Origin of the sequence: Streptococcus sp. M334 (assembly GCF_000187745.1) — a bacterium.
Taxonomy (GTDB): domain Bacteria; phylum Bacillota; class Bacilli; order Lactobacillales; family Streptococcaceae; genus Streptococcus.
Genome location: NZ_GL732490.1, coordinates 19,653 through 36,364, shown reverse-complemented (window position 1 = coordinate 36,364; position 16,712 = coordinate 19,653). Strand labels below are relative to the sequence as shown.

At 42.2% G+C, this 16,712-nt stretch carries 21 protein-coding genes; 2 read left to right on the top strand and 19 right to left on the bottom strand.

Features of this window, described 5'->3' with window-relative positions:
* Positions 1-16 precede the first annotated feature (16 nt).
* The 15 genes from gmk to HMPREF0851_RS12425 all read right to left on the bottom strand — a co-directional run bounded on the left by gmk (position 17) and on the right by HMPREF0851_RS12425 (position 11,025).
* Positions 17-643 carry a guanylate kinase gene (gene gmk / locus HMPREF0851_RS12495; protein ID WP_000775041.1) on the bottom strand — a complete coding sequence of 209 codons (627 nt, stop codon included), beginning with the start codon at positions 641-643 and terminating at the stop codon, positions 17-19.
* Between the two features lie 129 nt (positions 644-772).
* Positions 773-2,386 carry a ribonuclease Y gene (locus tag HMPREF0851_RS12490; RefSeq protein WP_000404946.1) on the bottom strand — a complete coding sequence of 538 codons (1,614 nt, stop codon included), beginning with the start codon at positions 2,384-2,386 and terminating at the stop codon, positions 773-775.
* A gap of 198 nt (positions 2,387-2,584) precedes the next feature.
* The gene (locus HMPREF0851_RS12485) at positions 2,585-2,839 is read right to left on the bottom strand and encodes a Txe/YoeB family addiction module toxin (protein WP_000924734.1); all 255 of its coding nucleotides are present in this window, start codon (positions 2,837-2,839) and stop codon (positions 2,585-2,587) included.
* Between the two features lie 3 nt (positions 2,840-2,842).
* Complete coding sequence (locus HMPREF0851_RS12480; protein WP_000388572.1) at positions 2,843-3,097, bottom strand: type II toxin-antitoxin system Phd/YefM family antitoxin; 255 nt, start codon at positions 3,095-3,097, stop codon at positions 2,843-2,845.
* A gap of 131 nt (positions 3,098-3,228) precedes the next feature.
* Complete coding sequence (locus HMPREF0851_RS12475; RefSeq protein ID WP_000156371.1) at positions 3,229-4,326, bottom strand: nucleotidyltransferase; 1,098 nt, start codon at positions 4,324-4,326, stop codon at positions 3,229-3,231.
* 9 nt (positions 4,327-4,335) lie between these two features.
* Positions 4,336-5,076 (bottom strand): class I SAM-dependent DNA methyltransferase, encoded by a 741-nt coding sequence (locus tag HMPREF0851_RS12470; protein WP_000257053.1) that lies wholly within the window; start codon positions 5,074-5,076, stop codon positions 4,336-4,338.
* A 108-nt stretch (positions 5,077-5,184) separates the two neighbouring features.
* Positions 5,185-5,538 carry a ribosome silencing factor gene (gene rsfS, locus HMPREF0851_RS12465; RefSeq protein ID WP_001002996.1) on the bottom strand — a complete coding sequence of 118 codons (354 nt, stop codon included), beginning with the start codon at positions 5,536-5,538 and terminating at the stop codon, positions 5,185-5,187.
* An 11-nt stretch (positions 5,539-5,549) separates the two neighbouring features.
* A complete protein-coding gene (locus HMPREF0851_RS12460; protein ID WP_000844701.1) occupies positions 5,550-6,050 on the bottom strand; it encodes a cysteine hydrolase family protein in 501 nt (166 codons plus the stop codon).
* Positions 6,051-6,644: a bis(5'-nucleosyl)-tetraphosphatase (symmetrical) YqeK gene (gene yqeK / locus HMPREF0851_RS12455; protein ID WP_000331241.1), complete on the bottom strand. Its 594-nt coding sequence runs from the start codon at positions 6,642-6,644 to the stop codon at positions 6,051-6,053.
* Positions 6,644-7,273, bottom strand: a complete 630-nt coding sequence (locus HMPREF0851_RS12450) for a nicotinate-nucleotide adenylyltransferase (RefSeq protein WP_000963702.1) — start codon at positions 7,271-7,273, stop codon at positions 6,644-6,646. The genes yqeK and HMPREF0851_RS12450 overlap by 1 nt, the downstream gene beginning before the upstream one ends.
* A 49-nt stretch (positions 7,274-7,322) precedes the next feature.
* Positions 7,323-7,634, bottom strand: coding sequence for a ribosome assembly RNA-binding protein YhbY (gene yhbY, locus HMPREF0851_RS12445; protein ID WP_000060162.1), 312 nt, complete (start codon positions 7,632-7,634; stop codon positions 7,323-7,325).
* Between the two features lie 213 nt (positions 7,635-7,847).
* A complete protein-coding gene (yqeH, locus tag HMPREF0851_RS12440) occupies positions 7,848-8,954 on the bottom strand; it encodes a ribosome biogenesis GTPase YqeH (protein WP_000391184.1) in 1,107 nt (368 codons plus the stop codon).
* Positions 8,955-8,956: 2 nt separating this feature from the next.
* The gene (locus HMPREF0851_RS12435) at positions 8,957-9,484 is read right to left on the bottom strand and encodes a YqeG family HAD IIIA-type phosphatase (RefSeq protein WP_000963740.1); all 528 of its coding nucleotides are present in this window, start codon (positions 9,482-9,484) and stop codon (positions 8,957-8,959) included.
* Between the two features lie 14 nt (positions 9,485-9,498).
* Positions 9,499-10,407 (bottom strand): magnesium transporter CorA family protein, encoded by a 909-nt coding sequence (locus tag HMPREF0851_RS12430; protein WP_000478238.1) that lies wholly within the window; start codon positions 10,405-10,407, stop codon positions 9,499-9,501.
* Positions 10,408-10,458: 51 nt separating this feature from the next.
* On the bottom strand, positions 10,459-11,025 hold the full coding sequence (locus HMPREF0851_RS12425; RefSeq protein ID WP_001154855.1) for a mechanosensitive ion channel family protein: 567 nt from the start codon (positions 11,023-11,025) through the stop codon (positions 10,459-10,461).
* A 151-nt stretch (positions 11,026-11,176) separates the two neighbouring features.
* On the opposite strand from HMPREF0851_RS12425, the gene sstT reads away from it, so the two are divergent.
* Together sstT and HMPREF0851_RS12415 are read left to right on the top strand one after the other, a co-directional pair.
* Entirely contained in the window at positions 11,177-12,382 is a 1,206-nt protein-coding gene (sstT, locus tag HMPREF0851_RS12420; protein ID WP_000733359.1) for a serine/threonine transporter SstT, read from the top strand.
* 66 nt (positions 12,383-12,448) lie between these two features.
* Positions 12,449-13,402 (top strand): aromatic acid exporter family protein, encoded by a 954-nt coding sequence (locus HMPREF0851_RS12415; protein ID WP_000028159.1) that lies wholly within the window; start codon positions 12,449-12,451, stop codon positions 13,400-13,402.
* Between the two features lie 49 nt (positions 13,403-13,451).
* Here HMPREF0851_RS12415 and asp5 read toward each other — a convergent pair whose 3' ends face one another.
* Genes asp5 through gtfA form a run of 4 tightly spaced genes read right to left on the bottom strand, consistent with a single transcriptional unit; the run spans position 13,452 to position 16,703 of the window.
* Positions 13,452-13,676, bottom strand: a complete 225-nt coding sequence (gene asp5 / locus HMPREF0851_RS12410) for an accessory Sec system protein Asp5 (RefSeq protein WP_000569970.1) — start codon at positions 13,674-13,676, stop codon at positions 13,452-13,454.
* 4 nt (positions 13,677-13,680) lie between these two features.
* The gene (gene asp4 / locus HMPREF0851_RS12405; protein WP_001278708.1) at positions 13,681-13,860 is read right to left on the bottom strand and encodes an accessory Sec system protein Asp4; all 180 of its coding nucleotides are present in this window, start codon (positions 13,858-13,860) and stop codon (positions 13,681-13,683) included.
* 1 nt (position 13,861) lies between these two features.
* Positions 13,862-15,199: an accessory Sec system glycosylation chaperone GtfB gene (gene gtfB / locus HMPREF0851_RS12400; protein WP_000571762.1), complete on the bottom strand. Its 1,338-nt coding sequence runs from the start codon at positions 15,197-15,199 to the stop codon at positions 13,862-13,864.
* Positions 15,192-16,703 (bottom strand): accessory Sec system glycosyltransferase GtfA, encoded by a 1,512-nt coding sequence (gene gtfA, locus HMPREF0851_RS12395; RefSeq protein WP_000158474.1) that lies wholly within the window; start codon positions 16,701-16,703, stop codon positions 15,192-15,194. Before gtfA ends, gtfB begins: the two co-directional genes overlap by 8 nt.
* Positions 16,704-16,712: the final 9 nt, after the last annotated feature.

Below are 16,712 nucleotides of genomic sequence, written 5' to 3'. Positions count from 1 at the left end.
ACCTATTTTCTAAATTTTATCGGGTAGTTGGAGATTTTGGTAACATCTCCTGATAGTGACCAATGACACGATCCACACGGAAGTGCTCTGCTTCGATCACACGTTTGACACGTTCAGCAGCTAGGGGCACCTGATCGTTGACAATCGCATAATCATACTCACGCATGAGGGCAATTTCTTCCTTGGCCTTTTCGATTCGTTGGGCAATCACTTCTGCACTGTCTGTTCCACGACCTACCAAACGATCTTGCAATTCATCCAAATCTGGTGGTGTCAGGAAGATAAAGACAGCATCCGGAACCTTTTTCTTGACCTGAAGAGCACCTTGAACCTCAATTTCAAGGAAAACATCGATCCCCTTGTCCAAGGTTTCATTGACATAGGTCAGAGGAGTTCCATAGTAGTTGCCGACATATTCTGCGTATTCCAACATCTGTCCTTGACGAATCAGCTCTTCAAACTCTTCACGAGTACGGAAGAAATAGTCAACACCGTCCACTTCTCCTGGACGTTGTGCGCGTGTCGTCATCGATACAGAGTATTGAAATTGGTTTTCAGAACTCTCAAAAATCTCTCTTCTAACCGTTCCTTTGCCAACCCCTGAAGGACCAGAAAAAACGATTAGTAAGCCTCGGTCTGCCATTGTGTCTCCTTTTAGTCAGTCTGTGAAATAACATTTCTCTAGAATAATAGCAAAAAGCCAGATTATCCTTTACAGTCTTTCCATCTAGTGTAACAAAAAAGCAGTAATTTTTCAACTGCTCTTTCTTATTTATTTAGCATAATCTACTGCACGAAGCTCGCGAATCACGGTTACCTTGATATTTCCTGGGTAATCGAGATTATTTTCAATTTTCTCACGAACTTTGTGAGCCAAGATTGTGACTTTGTCGTCCTTGATTTGTCCTGGATTGACCATGATACGAATTTCACGTCCTGCTTGAAGGGCAAAACTAGTTTGTACTCCTTCAAAGCCATTCGCAATTTCTTCCAAATCATGAAGACGCTTGATGTAGCTTTCAAGAGACTCACTACGAGCACCTGGACGGGCTGCGCTCAAGGCATCTGCTGCAGCAACAATCACTGCAACGACGCTCTCAGCTTCAACATCGCCGTGGTGGCTAGCAATCGTATTGACCACAACTGGGTGTTCCTTGTACTTACGTGCCAATTCCATACCGATTTCAACGTGGCTACCTTCAACCTCACGGTCAATAGCTTTACCAATGTCGTGAAGGAATCCAGCACGACGGGCAAGAGCTGCATTTTCACCAAGTTCACTGGCCATAATACCAGCCAATTTAGCAACCTCAATCGAATGACGCAAGACATTTTGTCCATAAGAGGTACGGAACTGCAAACGTCCCATAATCTTCATCAAGTCTGGATGGAGGTTCGGCGCACCGATCTCATAGGCAGCGGCCTCACCGTATTCACGGATCTTATTGTCAATCTCTTGACGGTTTTTCTCAACCAGCTCTTCGATACGAGCTGGGTGGATACGACCATCTTTGAGCAACATTTCCATAGTCATACGGGCAATCTCACGACGAATCGGATCAAAACCTGACAAGGTCACCACTTCTGGCGTATCGTCGATAATCACATCGACCCCTGTCAAACTTTCAAAGGTACGAATGTTACGACCTTCACGACCAATAATGCGTCCCTTCATAGTATCGTCTGGCAGATGAACTGTTGAGTTTGTTGACTCTGCTACATATTCACCAGCGATACGTTGCATAGCTTGAACCAGAATGTCCTTAGCCATTTTGTCAGAACGTTCCTTGACCTCTTGCTCAGCTTCGCGAATACGGCTGGCTATCTCCTTGGTCAAGTTCTCCTCTGTCTGTGTCAAGATAATATCTCGTGCTTCTGTCTGAGACAGAGCACCAATACGTTCTAGTTCAGCTTCTTTTTGTCTTTCGACTTCCTCTAATTGCTCTTCACGCGCATCAAGGTTTTTCGCTCTATCAGAAATACTTTGTTCTTTTTGTTCAAGTGTTTGTTCTTTACTCGTCAAATTGTCGTCCTTACGGTCGAGGCTAGTAGCTCTCTCTGTCAAACGACTTTCGATTTGTTTGAGTTCTTGACGTTCTGATTTGAATTCAGCGTCCACTTCTTCACGGTATTTTCTGGCTTCTTCTTTGGCCTCCAATAGTGCTTCTTTTTTAAGAGACTTGCTTTCACGTTTGGCTTCATTAACAAGTAAATCCGCTTCACGCTCAGCTTGTCCACGTAAATTAGTTGCTTCTTGTTCAGCATTTAAAAGCATCAACTCCGCAGCTTCCTGAGATGATTTCATCTTAGCTGAGATGCTGACATATCCAATGACTAAACCAATGATGACGGCAAAAACAGCAATCGCAAGCGACATGATTTCCATGTTTTTACCTCATTTTATTGTTATTCCGAATGACATACATTCTTTTACATTCTACCATAAAAAAGTGATTTTCACAAACCTAAAATAGAATATGTTTTGAGGAAATTAGGTTATAATCACTAAATAAAATTGTTAAATCCTTGTTGATTTGAAACAGTTGTTTCGCAGAGATTAAAAAAAGCCCACCTTTCAGTAGACTCAGTAGTAATCTTTGAAAGACAAGCAAGCCACGCTATCTCCATCCATCATATAAATCAAGCGATTTTCTGCGTCGATACGACGTGACCAGGATCCTTGGTAGTCATACTTGAGTGGTTCTGGTTTTCCTATTCCTGTAAATGAATCACGTTGAATATCCTTGATTATCTTGTTGATTCTTTTTAGTGTTTTCTTATCCTGAGTTTGCCAGTAGCAATAATTTGCCCACGCATCTTCTGTAAACTTGAGTAGCATTTCTTACTCCTCAATAACATGGACCTGAGTACTTCCAGCACGAACTTGAGCCATTCCTCGCAAAACCTTGTCTGATAACTCCTTATTTTGGGCGATTCTCAGAGTTTCTTGAATACTATCCCACTCGCTCTTTGAAAGGACTACAATGTCCTCGTCTGGATTTTTATTGACCACCGTCAAAGGCTCAAATTCATCATTTACCTTTTTCATGTAGTCTTTTAAATGATTTCGGAATGTTGAGTAAAGAACTGCTTCCATAACCATACCTCGTTTTACCTCTTTTCCACTATTATACACAAAAAGAAAAAAATTGTCAGGAACTTGTACAAGATTTTCTTTTCTATCTATTTATTCGTAAAAAATCTCAAAAAGCCTACTTTTCAGTAGACTTAGTTTGTCTCTATTCTAATCGGCACTCTTCCAAAATTCTGCTCTGCTAAACTTGGATTTCCTAGTTGGTAAATCTGATCTACCTTTTGGGTCATAGCATCCCAAGGTTCTTTGCCAATTCGGCTGACTAGATGGACCTGTCCTTTCAGAGACTTAAGGTGTTGTCTGCCTTTTTCGGTAAAGCCAAGAACATGAATGGCTTCTGGCAAGTCATTTTCTCTAGCCTGCACCAAAATATAAGTCAAAAGGCGTCTGACACGCGCCTTGGTATAACGCTTGGTCGCAACCGCCTCAACCAATTCTTCCACAGACTGGGCTGTTTTAATAGCTTCCTTAATGCGCGCAGCCATTTCTTGATTGACCTGATAGATAGTGGTTAGGTCGGAATTTGACAAGATTTGATAGCGCAGCAGAGAAAAATAGTCTTCCCAGCTCACCTTACTGGTCTGCTCAAAGAGGGTAACAGAAGGCATAAAGCGTTCTAAGAAATTTTGGTCTGACTGATGCTGACGGAGAGCTGTCGCCGAGGCAAAGTCCACATTCTTATCCACAGAATGGTAACCAGCCCCCTGACGTTGAATTGGATGCAGTTTGATATTTCGCCCTGCTACCGCTTTGGCATAGGCAAGAGCAAGGACATGGTTGGGTGTATTTCCTGAAAAATCAAGACCTGCAAATTCCTTCCACATGGCTTGGGTTTTCTGGGGATAAGAGAGGGAATCAGGCAGATTTTCCACAAATTTCTCCATCTCAGCACCTTTCTCTGTGTATAAGTCAGCAATTTTCTGGTAGTCCAGAACTTCCTCTGTCCCAAAAGCTAGAGTATCAATCCCCAAACGCGCCAAGATATCCACAGCTCCTTGGCCGAAGAAATCCGCCGCCTGAACACTGACTAAAAAGGGCAATTCCACTACCAGATCCGCTCCGTTTTCCAGTGCCATCTGGGCCCGTGTCCACTTATCTACAATAGCAGGCTCACCACGTTGCATGAAATTCCCAGACATAGCCACGATTTTCAGCCCCTCAGCCTGCTCCAGCAGGTATTTGTGCCCATTATGAAACGGATTGAACTCCGCGATAATACCTGTGATGGTCATGGTAATCTCCTACTTCTGCACGACAAAAAACCAACGGGTGCTAGTTTCTGTTGGCTCCTTGTCCTCAAAGTCCGCATAGAGTTTGAAGGACTTGAAACCAGCCTGTTCCAGCAAAATATCATAGGTCAAAACCTCATAAGTCCGCTCCTCATGTACTTCATCGTGGCGACTAAAGGAACCATCCGCCTCCTTTATAAAGAAGGTCAGTTCATGCACGATAGAGTGAGGTGCCGCATCCTCATAAGTATCCCAGAGCATGGCGAAATCTTCCGCATTTTCATGGTAAGAATAGCCTGGAAAAACTTCGTCTGTCTGGTAGGTCGAATGCACATCAAAGATAAAGACCCCGTTTTCGTTAAGGGCATTATACACTTCCTTAAAAACGTCCCCTACTTCCACCTCATCCTGCATGTAGCAGATTGAGTCAGAATAACAAGTGACAAAATCATATTGACCTGCCTTGGACAAATCCAGCATATTACCTTCAATAAAATCAATCTTTTGCTTGGCTGAAGCCGCTCTCTTTTCGGCAATTTTCAACATATCTGCACTCAAGTCCAGTCCAGTCACATCAAAACCAGCCTGAGAGAAGCGCACTGATTGAATTCCTGTCCCACAAGCCAGTTCCAAGAGTTTCTTTCTCTCCTTGTTCTTAGGCAAATGACGGAGGGAAAAGTCCGTCCATTTATCGTATAAACTATCATCCATGACCGCATCATAGACCGCCGCAAAGGTTTCATAAGTTGCCATAAAACATGATACTAAGAGCTCCATGGTAAACACCACTCGCTCTTTACCTTTCCATCAATTTTCTAAAATAAGCAAAGAAACCCAGTTGACTGCAACTGAGTTCATCTTCTATGCTAAGGCTTCTGAAATATCTACTGAATCCGCCTCATGCCATAGTTTTTCCAGGTTATAGTGGGCACGCATTTCCTCTGAAAAGACATGCACAACGACAGCACCGAGATCCAGCAAGACCCAGCCTCCAGCTGCATCGCCTTCGATATGGCTGCCTTTAAAGCCTGCTTGAGCTACTTTTTCACGGATATTATCAGCGATAGCGTCCAACTGACGGCTATTCATTGAACTAGTAATAACAAAGTAATCCGTCACGCTAGTCAAATCTTGTACGTCAAGTGCGAGGATATCCTCCGCACGTTTCTCATCAGCCGCTTTCACGACTAGGTCTAGTAATTCTTTTTCGTTCATTTAGTCCTCTTTTAAAAAATATTTTTATAATCTAGGACATCTGCAAAGCGATTCTCCAAAATGTCCTCATAAAATTCATTTATCGTTTCTGCTGGAATGTCATCCCCATCAAAGGTTGTGACAGCACCTTCTGGAATAATCAGCTGATAGCCATATTCAAAGGCAACCTTAACAGAGGTATCCACACAATATTCTGTCTGCATACCACATAAAACTAATTTTTCAATCCCCTGTTTATCCAAGTATTCTTTTAAGCCAGTTTCTTTGAAAATACTATTATACTTCTTCTGAAAGACCTTTTCATCAGGTTTTCGATTTAAAAGCGCAGATAACTGCCAATCTTCTGATGTTTGAGCTTCAGAGTTCTCAATATGTTGAACATAGATAATTTCAATATTCTTGCTTCTAGCCTGGTTTTGTAAATAAGAAATTTTTTCCAATAGACTATTTGTCTGAAAACCTGTTTCCACTAAAATATTTTGTACATCAATAATAATAAAAGCCGTCTTCATTTAGTCCTCTTTCAAATAGTGCACAAAGGCGTTATAGGTTTCAAGGGTTTGGGGATAGATGGGGAATCCCTGATGGGCTAGATGCTCCACGGTACGAGCTGTTTCATAGGCCACTGCCTTATTGAGCGATAGACTCGCAATCTCACGTGCCTGGTCCACTCCAGGAAAGGCTCGATTATGTTCGATATAGTCTGCTACATAGATAACCTTATCTAAGTCTGTCATCTGAGCCGCCCCGACTGTATGGATTTCAATGGCTCGCAGGATTTCAAAATCTTGCAAATCCAAATCTTCCTGAATCTTGTAGATGCCAACCATACCATGCCAGACATTATTGCCCCAGTTTTTGAGGTCAGGGTCTAGCTGATAACGGTTAATCAAGTCTAAAAATTCCTGATCTGACAGCTTCTTAGCATAATCATGGAGAAGACCTGCAAGACCTGCTTTCTCAGTATCGACCCCAAATCGCTGAGCCAGTTCTATGGCTGCACGCTCCACTCCCAAGCAATGAGTTAAGCGTTTTTCAGGCAGAAGCTCTGCCATTTTTTCCAACAAAACCTCACGGGAGCAGTTGATATAGTCTTGATAGGCCATCAGTAGAGCCCCTCCTTCTCGATGTAGTCTAGCACAGGCTGAGGTAGAAGAAAGTTAGGTTTCCGACCTTGGGCAAGGAAGTCACGCACCATGCTAGACGAGATATCCATGAGAGGCACATCCACCCAGATAACTGGGTAAGAAGTCCCTGCCTTGTAGCGTGGACGCTGAACCCCCACAAACTGAACCATGTCAACCAGCTCATCAATTCTATACCACTTAGGTAGGTAGTCCACCATGTCGGCCCCGATGATAAAGTAATAATCTGTATCTGGATGTTGCTCTGTCAAAATCTTCATGGTGTCGTAGGTGTAAGAAACGCCTTTGCGCTCCAATTCAATTGTTTCAATAGCTAGGCCGTCAATCCCCTCAATCGCCAACTCAAGCATCTTGAGGCGATGGTGCTCAGGGATGGTTTCCTTTTTATCTACATGAGGAGGTTGGTATTCAGGCATAAGCAGAACTTGATCTAGTCCCAACTGCTGGCGTACTTGATCTGCAACAATCAGATGGGCATTGTGAACAGGATTAAAATTCCCCCCTAAAATCCCGACTTGTTTGCGTTTTTTCTCCTTGATTTCTGGCTCCAACTCTACCTTGGTAAAGGGAGTCAATAGTTCGATTGCCATAGGCTAGTCTCCTTTATTTCTCTGTAAAACAGTTATTTGGAGTAGGTTTTTAGATTTCTTTGACTTTTTTAGAAATCTTGCGATTTTCTTTCTTACTGGATTGTTTAAACAAAATCAAGATGCGTCCGATTTTTTGGACTGTGTCCACACCGATTTCTTCTTCTAAAATTTCAGCGACTTCGTGGATATTTTCATCTGTGTTTTGCAAAAGCGTTACTTTGATTAATTCACGTGCGTCAAGAGCCTGACGAATGCTGGTTTTGATTTGGTCGTTAAGTCCATTTTTCCCGATTTGGATGATGGGTTTGAGGGTGTGTGCCTGACCGTTGAGGAAGGCACGTTGTTTTGATGTTAATGACATAATTTCTTTAAAAGAGTTTCTTTTTATACTTTTCTGAAGTGGTGACGGACGTCAGCAAAGTCCTTCGGACTTTCATGACTAAAATTTGAGCCTAAGGTCTCAAATTTTCCGCAGTTGGTACAATCACTTGTACCAACTGACACCACAGCGAAAAATATTCGCTGTGGGCTCGCAGGGCTCACACGAATTTAGACAACCCTTTCCTTTCTGTGTTTAAATGATTGCTTTTCGTGTGACGACGGCGACGCCTTCTGGTGCCCAGACGGCGACTTTGGCGATGCCTGTTACACGGATCCAGCCTAGTCCTGAAATCACTAGGTCGGTCTTGTCCTTGATGGTAAATACATGTTGGACTAGTTTTGGAAAATCTTCTTTTTCCTTGCTATTTGGTGGTGTCAAGAGGGTTCCGAGGTGCTTATCGTAAAAGGCACTTGCTCCTTCGAGCTTGGTTCGGTGGAGTTTTAGTTCATTGTCAAAGAAAGCTGTAAATCCTTGCTTTTCACCTGCAATGAAGTCAAAGCGTCCGAGACCACCTAGAAATAGGGTTTGCTCAGGGTTAAGCTGATAGGTTTTAGGCTTAATTTCCTTTTTGGGGCTGACATACTTGAGGTTTTTTGCAGTCAAGTAATGGGCCATCTGGTGACGGTGGATAATCCCAGGCGTATCATAGATATAAGATCCGTCGTCAAGCGGAATCTCAATCTTGTCCAAGGTTGTCCCTGGGAAGCGTGAAGTCGTGATGACATTCTGATCACCCGTGATTTCTTGGATAATAGCATTGATAAGGGTTGACTTTCCAACATTGGTCACGCCGACCACGTAGACATCACGGCCCTTACGGTAGTGTTCAATCTTGTCAATGACTTCCTTTATGGCATGCTTATTTTGTGCCGAAGTTAGGACGACATCGACTGGACGAAGCCCTTCTTCGTGGGCACGCTCCATGAGCCACTGGCTAATCTTACCAGGCTTAACTGACTTAGGCAGAATATCCTTTTTATTTCCAACTAAGAGGACATCATTGCCTGATACAAAACGTGGCAAGCCTGGGATAACAGAGCCATTAAAATCAAAGATATCAATGACATTGACCACTAAGGCATCACTGTCTCCCACCTCGTGCAAGAGCTTGAGGAAATCATCGTCTGTCAACTGGACATCCGTGATTTCATTGTAGTGGCGGAGACGGAAACAGCGTTGACAATAGACTTCGCCAGTCTCCAAACCTTTTTCAAGTGCCGACTGGGGAGTAAAACCAAGACCAGCCTTGTCTGTCGTCTGAATGGTTGCTCCACAACCAATACAGAGAATTTCTTCCATAGTTAAATTCCTTTTTTATATGTAATCGGTCCGTACTTTTCAGTGATTTTTTGCATCACACGGCGCTCACGAGCTCGGTTAATCTGCGTTTTGATCGAGTCATGTTGGACCAAGGGCTTGACTAAAATCGAGCGAATGCCTGCACGGTGAGCTGCTCGTATATCGGTCATGAGCTGGTCGCCGACCATGACCACTTCACTTTTCTCATAGTGGAATTCCTTCATGGCACGATCAATCCCAAATGTGAAGGGCTTCAGAGCCCAATAAATGTAGTCAATTCCAAATTTCTCAACTGCGCGTTGGACCCGTTTTTTGGTGTTATTTGACACCACGATAATGCGAATACCCGCGTCCCGAAGATCATGTAGCCATTGCTTCATCTCTGGCGTCCCATCAGGGTTGTTCCAAGCAATGAGGGTATTGTCCAAATCGACCAAAACAGCCTTGATTCCCTGCGCCTGCAGGCTTGGGACTGTCAGATCATAAACTGCTTCCACAGCAAAATCTGGCATGTAATTTTCAATCGCCATTCTGGCTCCTTTTCTTAACTTTTTTTCGCAATTTTCCTTAGCAATAATGACAGGATAATCCACAAAGCTACACTGGCCAAGCTGATGTAGAGCCAAGCATGGGGTTCATCTGTTAAAGGTAGGGGAACATTCATTCCGAAAAAGCCTGTCACGACTGCCAAAACAGCTAGCAGGACTGAAATGATGGTCAAGGTTGTCAAATTATCATTCAGATTGTTGTTTAGGATATTGTTGTAAGATGCTGATAGTTGTTGAAGAACTTGAGAAATCAAGTCTGTCATGGACACCAGCTGATGAGCCTCAATCATGGCATCATCAAACTGCTCTCTCTCAATCTCGTTAAAACTGCGATAGAGGGCATGCCCTTGGATATGCTCCAACAACATGCGATTTTGCTTGGCAGCCGCAGTGAGGTAAACCATACCGGTTTCCAAGTCGGAAAGTGCAAAGAGGTTTTTCTTAGTCGTCCGCTGGCGCAAGAGGCCATTGACCTCATCCTTACTCTTGTCCATCTGCTCGATGACAGGATAGTAGGCATTGCTGATGATTTCCAGACTGGCAAAGAGAAACTTGTAAATCGAAAGCGTGTCATGACTGTTCAGATAACGGGTCATCTGTTCAATGACATAGGCGTTCTTGGTATTACTAATGGTAATCAGGCGACGATGTTCCACGATAAAGGTCATGGGAAAGGCTTCATAGTATGCCTTATCCTTTTTCAAGTTCAAGACATTGTAGATAAAGGTCACAGTCCCATTTTCACGGTGATAATCCATATGGGCGCGCTCATTTCTATCCAGTGCGTATTCGATCGTTTCCTTATCCAAACCGTAGATTTCAGAAAGGTCCTCTAGTTTTTTCAACTTGTCCAAATCTAGATTAATCCAGGCGCAACCATTGCCCAACTGTTTTTCTAAAAACATCTTTTCTCCTTTACCAAACTCTTTCTATTGTACCATAAATCTGCTAACATTTCAGGCCTGGTCTGTACGAGAGAAATTGCTGACAACGGTGATATTTCGATTGGGAACGAAGTGCAGAACCTGATCTTCTCCTCTGAGTTGAGTCGTCCGAATGCCGACGCTCACGACCTTACCCGATACAGTAATAGGGCCATTTGTCAAAACGACCTCATCTCCCACATCCAGTTGATGTTCAAAGAGGATGAAAAAGCCATTGATGACATCAGACAGAAATCCTTGGGCTCCCATACCAATGGCCACCCCAGCAATTCCAGCACCTGCCAGCAAACTAGAAACTGGCAAACCTAAAATCGACAAGATACAGTAAAGTAAAAAGAAATAAAGGGTATAATTAAACACATTTTCTAACAGGCGTGAGATGGTTTTCTGACGTCCGACATCATGACGAGACATTTTTAGAGAAGGTTTAACAATTCTCTGCACCATGGTATGGAGCAATTTCTTAGCTATATAGAAGAGTAAAAATAAGAATAAAAGAGAAAGTACCTTGGTCAAGATATTCTCGATAATCGCTGTAACATCAAGCTTATTGAGATAGGTTTGAATAAATTCTTGCATAGAAAACTCCTTTCATTTATTATACCATACTTTCATAAAGTGTCATTCTCCATAAATATTCAAAAATAATTTCAAAAATAGACAGAAAATTCTTGATTTTAGTTCATATTTATACTATAATCATAAACATTACACAACAAAGGAGATTGTTATGAAAAAACTCATTCATGCTTGGAATAAGGCAAGCCTAATCAAACGTATTTTGATTGGCATGCTTGTTGGAGGAATCCTTGGACTGACATTTCCTACTGTTTCAGGAATTGGCCTACTCGGAGATCTCTTTGTTGGTGGCCTCAAAGCCATCGCACCCATTCTGGTCTTTGCCCTCGTTGCTAACGCCCTTTCCCAACATCAAAAGGGACAAGATAGCAATATGAAAACGGTTATCTTCCTTTATTTGGTGGGAACCTTTGCCGCTGCCCTTATCGCTGTACTAGCAAGTTTCATCGTCCCTGTTGAAATTACCCTAAATAGTGCCAATACCAATATTGCTCCACCAGATGGGATTGGGCAAGTCCTCAGCAACCTCTTGCTCAAACTGGTTGACAATCCAGTCAATGCCCTTGTCACAGCCAACTACATCGGTATCCTATCTTGGGCAGTTGTTTTCGGGATTGCTATGAGAGAAGCCAGCAAAAATAGTAAAGAATTGCTGAAAACCATGGCTGATGTGACTTCTAAAATTGTCGAATGGATCATCAACCTAGCTCCGTTTGGAATCCTTGGCCTTGTCTTCAAAACGATCTCTGATAAGGGAATCGGCAGTCTAGCCAACTATGGAATCTTGCTTGCCCTCTTGGTGACAACCATGTTCTTTGTTGCCTTAGTAATCAATCCACTGATTGCCTTCCTCTTTATGAAGAGAAATCCTTATCCTCTCGTTTGGAAATGTTTGCGTGTCAGCGGTGTGACAGCCTTCTTCACTCGTAGTTCTGCAGCTAACATCCCTGTCAATATGAAACTTTGCCACGACCTTGGACTAGATCCAGATACCTATTCAGTTTCTATCCCACTTGGTTCTACTATCAACATGGCAGGAGCCGCTATTACCATCAACGTTTTAACCCTTGCTGCAGTAAATACTCTTGGAATCCCTGTTGACTTTGCTACAGCCTTTGTCCTCAGTGTAGTAGCAGCTATCTCTGCCTGTGGTGCTTCTGGTATTGCGGGCGGTTCCCTCCTTCTTATCCCAGTTGCTTGTAGCCTTTTTGGTATTTCTAACGATATTGCCATGCAAGTTGTTGGTGTTGGATTTGTGATTGGAGTTATCCAAGACTCATGTGAGACAGCCCTCAACTCTTCTACAGACGTCCTCTTTACCGCCGTTGCCGAATACGCAGCAGCCCGTAAAAAATAACTCATAAAGGCAAGCCTCTCGGGTCTTGTCTTTTACGCTTTTATTCTAACTTATTAGGAAATTCTTATGTCTATTAGCCAACGTACTGCCAAGCTCATCTTAGCTACCTGTCTTGCCTGCCTTCTTGCTTATTTTCTCAATCTTTCGTCAGCAGTTTCGGCCGGAATTATCGCTCTCTTGAGCCTATCTGATACGCGTAGAAGTACCTTAAAACTGGCCCGCAATCGGCTCTTTTCCATGCTTCTGGCTCTGGTTATCGGGGTTTTGGTTTTTCACTTGAGCGGATTTCATATCTGGATCCTTGGCCTCTATCTGGCCCTCTATGTGCCTCTAGCCTACAAGATGGGCTGGGAAATTGGCATCACACCAAGCACGGTTTTGGTTAGCCATCTCTTGGTGCAAGAATCAACCTCACCAGACCTTCTAGTCAATGAATTCCTTCTCTTTGCTATCGGTACAGGATTTGCCTTACTGGTCAATCTCTACATGCCTTCACGAGAAGAGGAAATCCAGCACTACCACACATTGGTAGAAGAAAAATTAAAAGATATCCTCCAGCGCTTTAAATATTATTTATCCAGAGGGGATGGACGTAACCGAGCACAGTTAATTGAAGAATTAGACACTCTTTTGGAAGAAGCCCTCAAACTGGTCTATCTAGATCACTCAGACCACCTCTTTCACCAGACCGACTACCATATCCACTATTTTGAAATGAGACAGCGACAAAGTCGTATCCTGCGAAATATGGCCCAGCAAATCAACACCTGTCACCTAGCTGCCAGTGAAAGTCTGATTTTGGCCCAACTTTTTTCAAAAATTGGCGGTCAACTAAGCCAGACCAATCCTGCTTCTGATTTGCTAGATGAAATTGAACGCTATCTGGAAATCTTCCGTAACCGCAGTCTACCCAAGACAAGAGAAGAATTTGAAACCCGTGCCACCCTTCTTCAACTCCTACGCGAAGCCAAAACCTTCATCCAAGTAAAAGTAGATTTTTACCAAAAATATGGACAGTAAAAAGAAAACTTCAGAACAATCACAAAAGGTGAATATCTGAAGTTTTCTTTTATTTGTAAGTTATCACCATAAAGGTTAATAGTAAAACGAATAAGGCCAAACTTACCAATAAAGTGAGCACCTTGACCAAGGTGTTGCTCTGCCAGTAACTTGGTTTACCAATATTACTAGTGGCATCCATGGAAAATAGTTGATTTTGACGGGGTTGTATAGTTACCAATACAATCAAAGCAAGAGATAGGATAATAGCTAAAACAATCAGTATTTCAATCATAGACCTACCTCAAAATTCCCAACAAAGTAAAGAGCAAACCAATCAGAATCATTAAACCCAAGAGGAGTGAAAAAGTCTTACTAATCTTTTCCCCTCGGGTTTCTTTTTCCTTCTTGATAGGTTTTTGTTTCAACTCTTCCATGCGACCTTCAACGTCTTTGTAAAATAAATCTTCGTCTGACATGTTAGCCTCCTAAAACAGTTTGCATGGTTTCCTGATAACGCACTAAGTCAACATAATTTGCATGTTGACCTTGTTTACCAAGTGCCTGACGCATTTGTTCAACATCTGAAAGAGCCAGTTTAATGGTCTCAACCAAAGCAGAAACTTCACTACTTTCAAATAGATGATCAGGAGCGATATAGAGTCTATTGTGCACTGTCTGATTAAATCCAAGAATCAAGAGATTGTGCTCAAAGGCCTGACGTACTGCCTGCAATAACTCATTGCTATGGTTTATATCCAAATAAATATCCGACAGTTGATAGAGCTCCTGAATCTTCTGTGGACTAGCGTTCTGGTAAAGGACCACATTAGGATAGCGAAGCATGTCTAAGAGCTTAGAAGACATCTCTGTTAACGCTGCGATACGGAAGGTGACATCAGGCAGGGCTTCTACGATTGCTTCCACTTGCTCAATCTGATCTGAATTAGTCAAGATTAAGGCATCTCTTCGAAGGAAATTATCTCGTTTAAACTGATAATGGTAACCCAAATGCACAAACTGAGTATGGTATTTCTCGTCAGTCAACTCTAAAGCACGTTCATAAGTTGCCTTGTTTGGAATGATAATCTTCTTAGTGCGCACATCATCACTCTCTAAAATCAACTGCATATTGCCTGGAATGGCATCATAGAGAGGTTCCTGCCAAACCAAAACATCTGAGCCAGATTTATCTGGATGATGGAAGGAAACCAAGAAAGGAGTCGCTAGAGTATTAAAGATAAGCTGACTGGTATCTATTTCCAAATCTTGCAAAAAGAAGATGATAAATTCAACCTTATTTGCAAAGTAATGCATAGGTTGACCTGGTAAGGTCAATAAGATATCACCTGTCACATGGTTTTCCAGTAAAACTTCCTGACCATTGACATCTTGGTAAACCGTCATGATCGGCTCACTATCAGCACTATAGGTCGTTGTAGCAAAACAAGTTCCAAAGCGATTATAATGGTCAACCTGACGTACTCGACCTTCCAAGTCTTTCCAATCTACCTGTTTAACCAAGCGAGCCTGCATTCCATCAGCATAATGAATAAGAGCTCTCTCCTCTGTCCTATCTTCAATACGAGAAGACTGATTATTTCCTGAAATTTCCCAAAAAGCTGGAACAGGAACTTGGTTAAAATAAAGAGGTTTTCCCTTTTCATAGCCTAGATAATAAGTAAAAGGAGATACTAGACCATCAGGCAGAAAACCATCTGCATCAATGACTACTCCAAGTTGAGAAAGACCAGTAGCGACTAGACTTTCATGTAAATCTCGACTTTCCTGACTATAACGATCATAAAGTTCAATCATGGAGCACCTCCTCTACTGTTTTCTTCCACTTTTCTAAAATTTCTTCGGTTAAGAAGCCTTCTGCAATTTGATAAGAATGAGCACGCATAGCTTCCAAACGATTTTCTTGATACAATTGACAAATCTTAGTTGCATAAGCTTGCTTGATTTGGTCTTCTACATGGTCAGATGAACTTGGAATCAAATAACCATTTTGACCATCTTCTATAAAGGTCTGATTACCATAAGGCACATCAAAACCGATTAGAGGAAGGCCTGAGCCAATAGCTTCCATCAAGGTCAAACCAAATCCTTCGCTGGTAGAAGCAGTCAAATAGACCTCATACTGACTATAAATCTGCGAAAGTTCCGCATGTCCCTTGAGTTGGATATAGTCCTCAGCCTGATGAGTTGCAATAATGTCTCTAAGGAGAGAATCTTCTCCACCACTACCATAAATATCAAAGGTTAATTCAGGTATTTCCTTACGAGCCTCAATGACCGCCTTGACCAACCAGTCAATGTGTTTTTCTTTGGCAAGACGTGAAGCAGTAATCAATGAAAATGGCTTACGTCCTTGACTTGACTCAGTCAAGGAATCAATACTTCCTACAGGAATGGTAACAACCTTTGGTTGGTGCTGCGTGTACTTGGCAAATTGCTCTTGTAGAACTTCATTTTGTCTATCAGTTGATACAATAAAGAAGTCAACCTTATCTGCATTGGTAAACTGATAGTCATAATAGTTGTTCCAAAGGATATAGTCCTCATTTGTAGCATTTTCACTATAATGCTCCGCATGAACAACTACCGCTAAATGCGCTGCCTGTGCTTCCTCAAAAACAACCTGTCCAATACCTGTCTCCCTATCCAGAATGACTAAATCAGACTTGTTCAAATTCAAGGATTTCATAAAGGCACGCATAAAGGCTTGCTTTCCATAGAAAATCTTATCCTTGAAACGATAAACTTCTTCCTTCCCTTGATTCATCAAGATATCATAGGCCGGAGTCCCGTCTTCATTGTAAAAAGTTCGTTGGTATAGGACTGCAACATTGTCCTTGGGAGCAAAGTATTCGCTACAATAACGAGTGTAAGAAAAGTAATCCTTACGAATCAATTTTCCTTTAAAGACATACTCGGCATGTTGAATCAAGTCCTTGTTCTCATCCACCAAATAACAGGTGACAAACTTATCTTGATCAGAAAAGAAAACACGCAAAACCTTGCCATTTTTTTCTCTGTGACTTTCTTCACCACCGAAATAAGCCAAAACATCATCCACTGTCACGCTAGTCGGTGCAATCTTAATGTCTGTAAAGTGGTTATAAAGCCAGATCACTTGTTCATCATCAAAACCAATATTGGCTGTTAAGTGCTGAATGTTATCGGCTAAAATCATATCTGTAAAGATAAACTTAGAAGGAAAATTTAATTTCCGAAAAACACCAGCACGATAGGCTTGGGCGTATTCAACACCGCTACTAGCCCATCCAAGTCCTAAATTTATATTGTATATTGTCATATTTTCCTC

Excerpts from the sequence above, each read along its gene's own strand:
- HMPREF0851_RS12470 (WP_000257053.1), bottom strand. The coding sequence starts at position 5,076 with ATGGCAACTTATGAAACCTTTGCGGCGGTCTATGATGCGGTCATGGAT.
- rsfS (WP_001002996.1), bottom strand. The coding sequence starts at position 5,538 with ATGAACGAAAAAGAATTACTAGACCTAGTCGTGAAAGCGGCTGATGAG.
- yqeK (WP_000331241.1), bottom strand. The coding sequence starts at position 6,644 with ATGGCCTATCAAGACTATATCAACTGCTCCCGTGAGGTTTTGTTGGAA.
- HMPREF0851_RS12480 (WP_000388572.1), bottom strand. The coding sequence starts at position 3,097 with ATGGAAGCAGTTCTTTACTCAACATTCCGAAATCATTTAAAAGACTAC.
- HMPREF0851_RS12450 (WP_000963702.1), bottom strand. The coding sequence starts at position 7,273 with ATGGCAATCGAACTATTGACTCCCTTTACCAAGGTAGAGTTGGAGCCA.
- asp4 (WP_001278708.1), bottom strand. The coding sequence starts at position 13,860 with ATGTCAGACGAAGATTTATTTTACAAAGACGTTGAAGGTCGCATGGAA.
- HMPREF0851_RS12485 (WP_000924734.1), bottom strand. The coding sequence starts at position 2,839 with ATGCTACTCAAGTTTACAGAAGATGCGTGGGCAAATTATTGCTACTGG.
- gmk (WP_000775041.1), bottom strand. The coding sequence starts at position 643 with ATGGCAGACCGAGGCTTACTAATCGTTTTTTCTGGTCCTTCAGGGGTT.
- HMPREF0851_RS12475 (WP_000156371.1), bottom strand. The coding sequence starts at position 4,326 with ATGACCATCACAGGTATTATCGCGGAGTTCAATCCGTTTCATAATGGG.
- HMPREF0851_RS12460 (WP_000844701.1), bottom strand. The coding sequence starts at position 6,050 with ATGAAGACGGCTTTTATTATTATTGATGTACAAAATATTTTAGTGGAA.
- yqeH (WP_000391184.1), bottom strand. The coding sequence starts at position 8,954 with ATGGAAGAAATTCTCTGTATTGGTTGTGGAGCAACCATTCAGACGACA.
- HMPREF0851_RS12435 (WP_000963740.1), bottom strand. The coding sequence starts at position 9,484 with ATGGCGATTGAAAATTACATGCCAGATTTTGCTGTGGAAGCAGTTTAT.
- yhbY (WP_000060162.1), bottom strand. The coding sequence starts at position 7,634 with ATGTCATTAACATCAAAACAACGTGCCTTCCTCAACGGTCAGGCACAC.
- HMPREF0851_RS12490 (WP_000404946.1), bottom strand. The coding sequence starts at position 2,386 with ATGGAAATCATGTCGCTTGCGATTGCTGTTTTTGCCGTCATCATTGGT.
- sstT (WP_000733359.1), top strand. The coding sequence starts at position 11,177 with ATGAAAAAACTCATTCATGCTTGGAATAAGGCAAGCCTAATCAAACGT.
- gtfA (WP_000158474.1), bottom strand. The coding sequence starts at position 16,703 with ATGACAATATACAATATAAATTTAGGACTTGGATGGGCTAGTAGCGGT.
- gtfB (WP_000571762.1), bottom strand. The coding sequence starts at position 15,199 with ATGATTGAACTTTATGATCGTTATAGTCAGGAAAGTCGAGATTTACAT.
- asp5 (WP_000569970.1), bottom strand. The coding sequence starts at position 13,676 with ATGATTGAAATACTGATTGTTTTAGCTATTATCCTATCTCTTGCTTTG.
- HMPREF0851_RS12430 (WP_000478238.1), bottom strand. The coding sequence starts at position 10,407 with ATGTTTTTAGAAAAACAGTTGGGCAATGGTTGCGCCTGGATTAATCTA.
- HMPREF0851_RS12415 (WP_000028159.1), top strand. The coding sequence starts at position 12,449 with ATGTCTATTAGCCAACGTACTGCCAAGCTCATCTTAGCTACCTGTCTT.
- HMPREF0851_RS12425 (WP_001154855.1), bottom strand. The coding sequence starts at position 11,025 with ATGCAAGAATTTATTCAAACCTATCTCAATAAGCTTGATGTTACAGCG.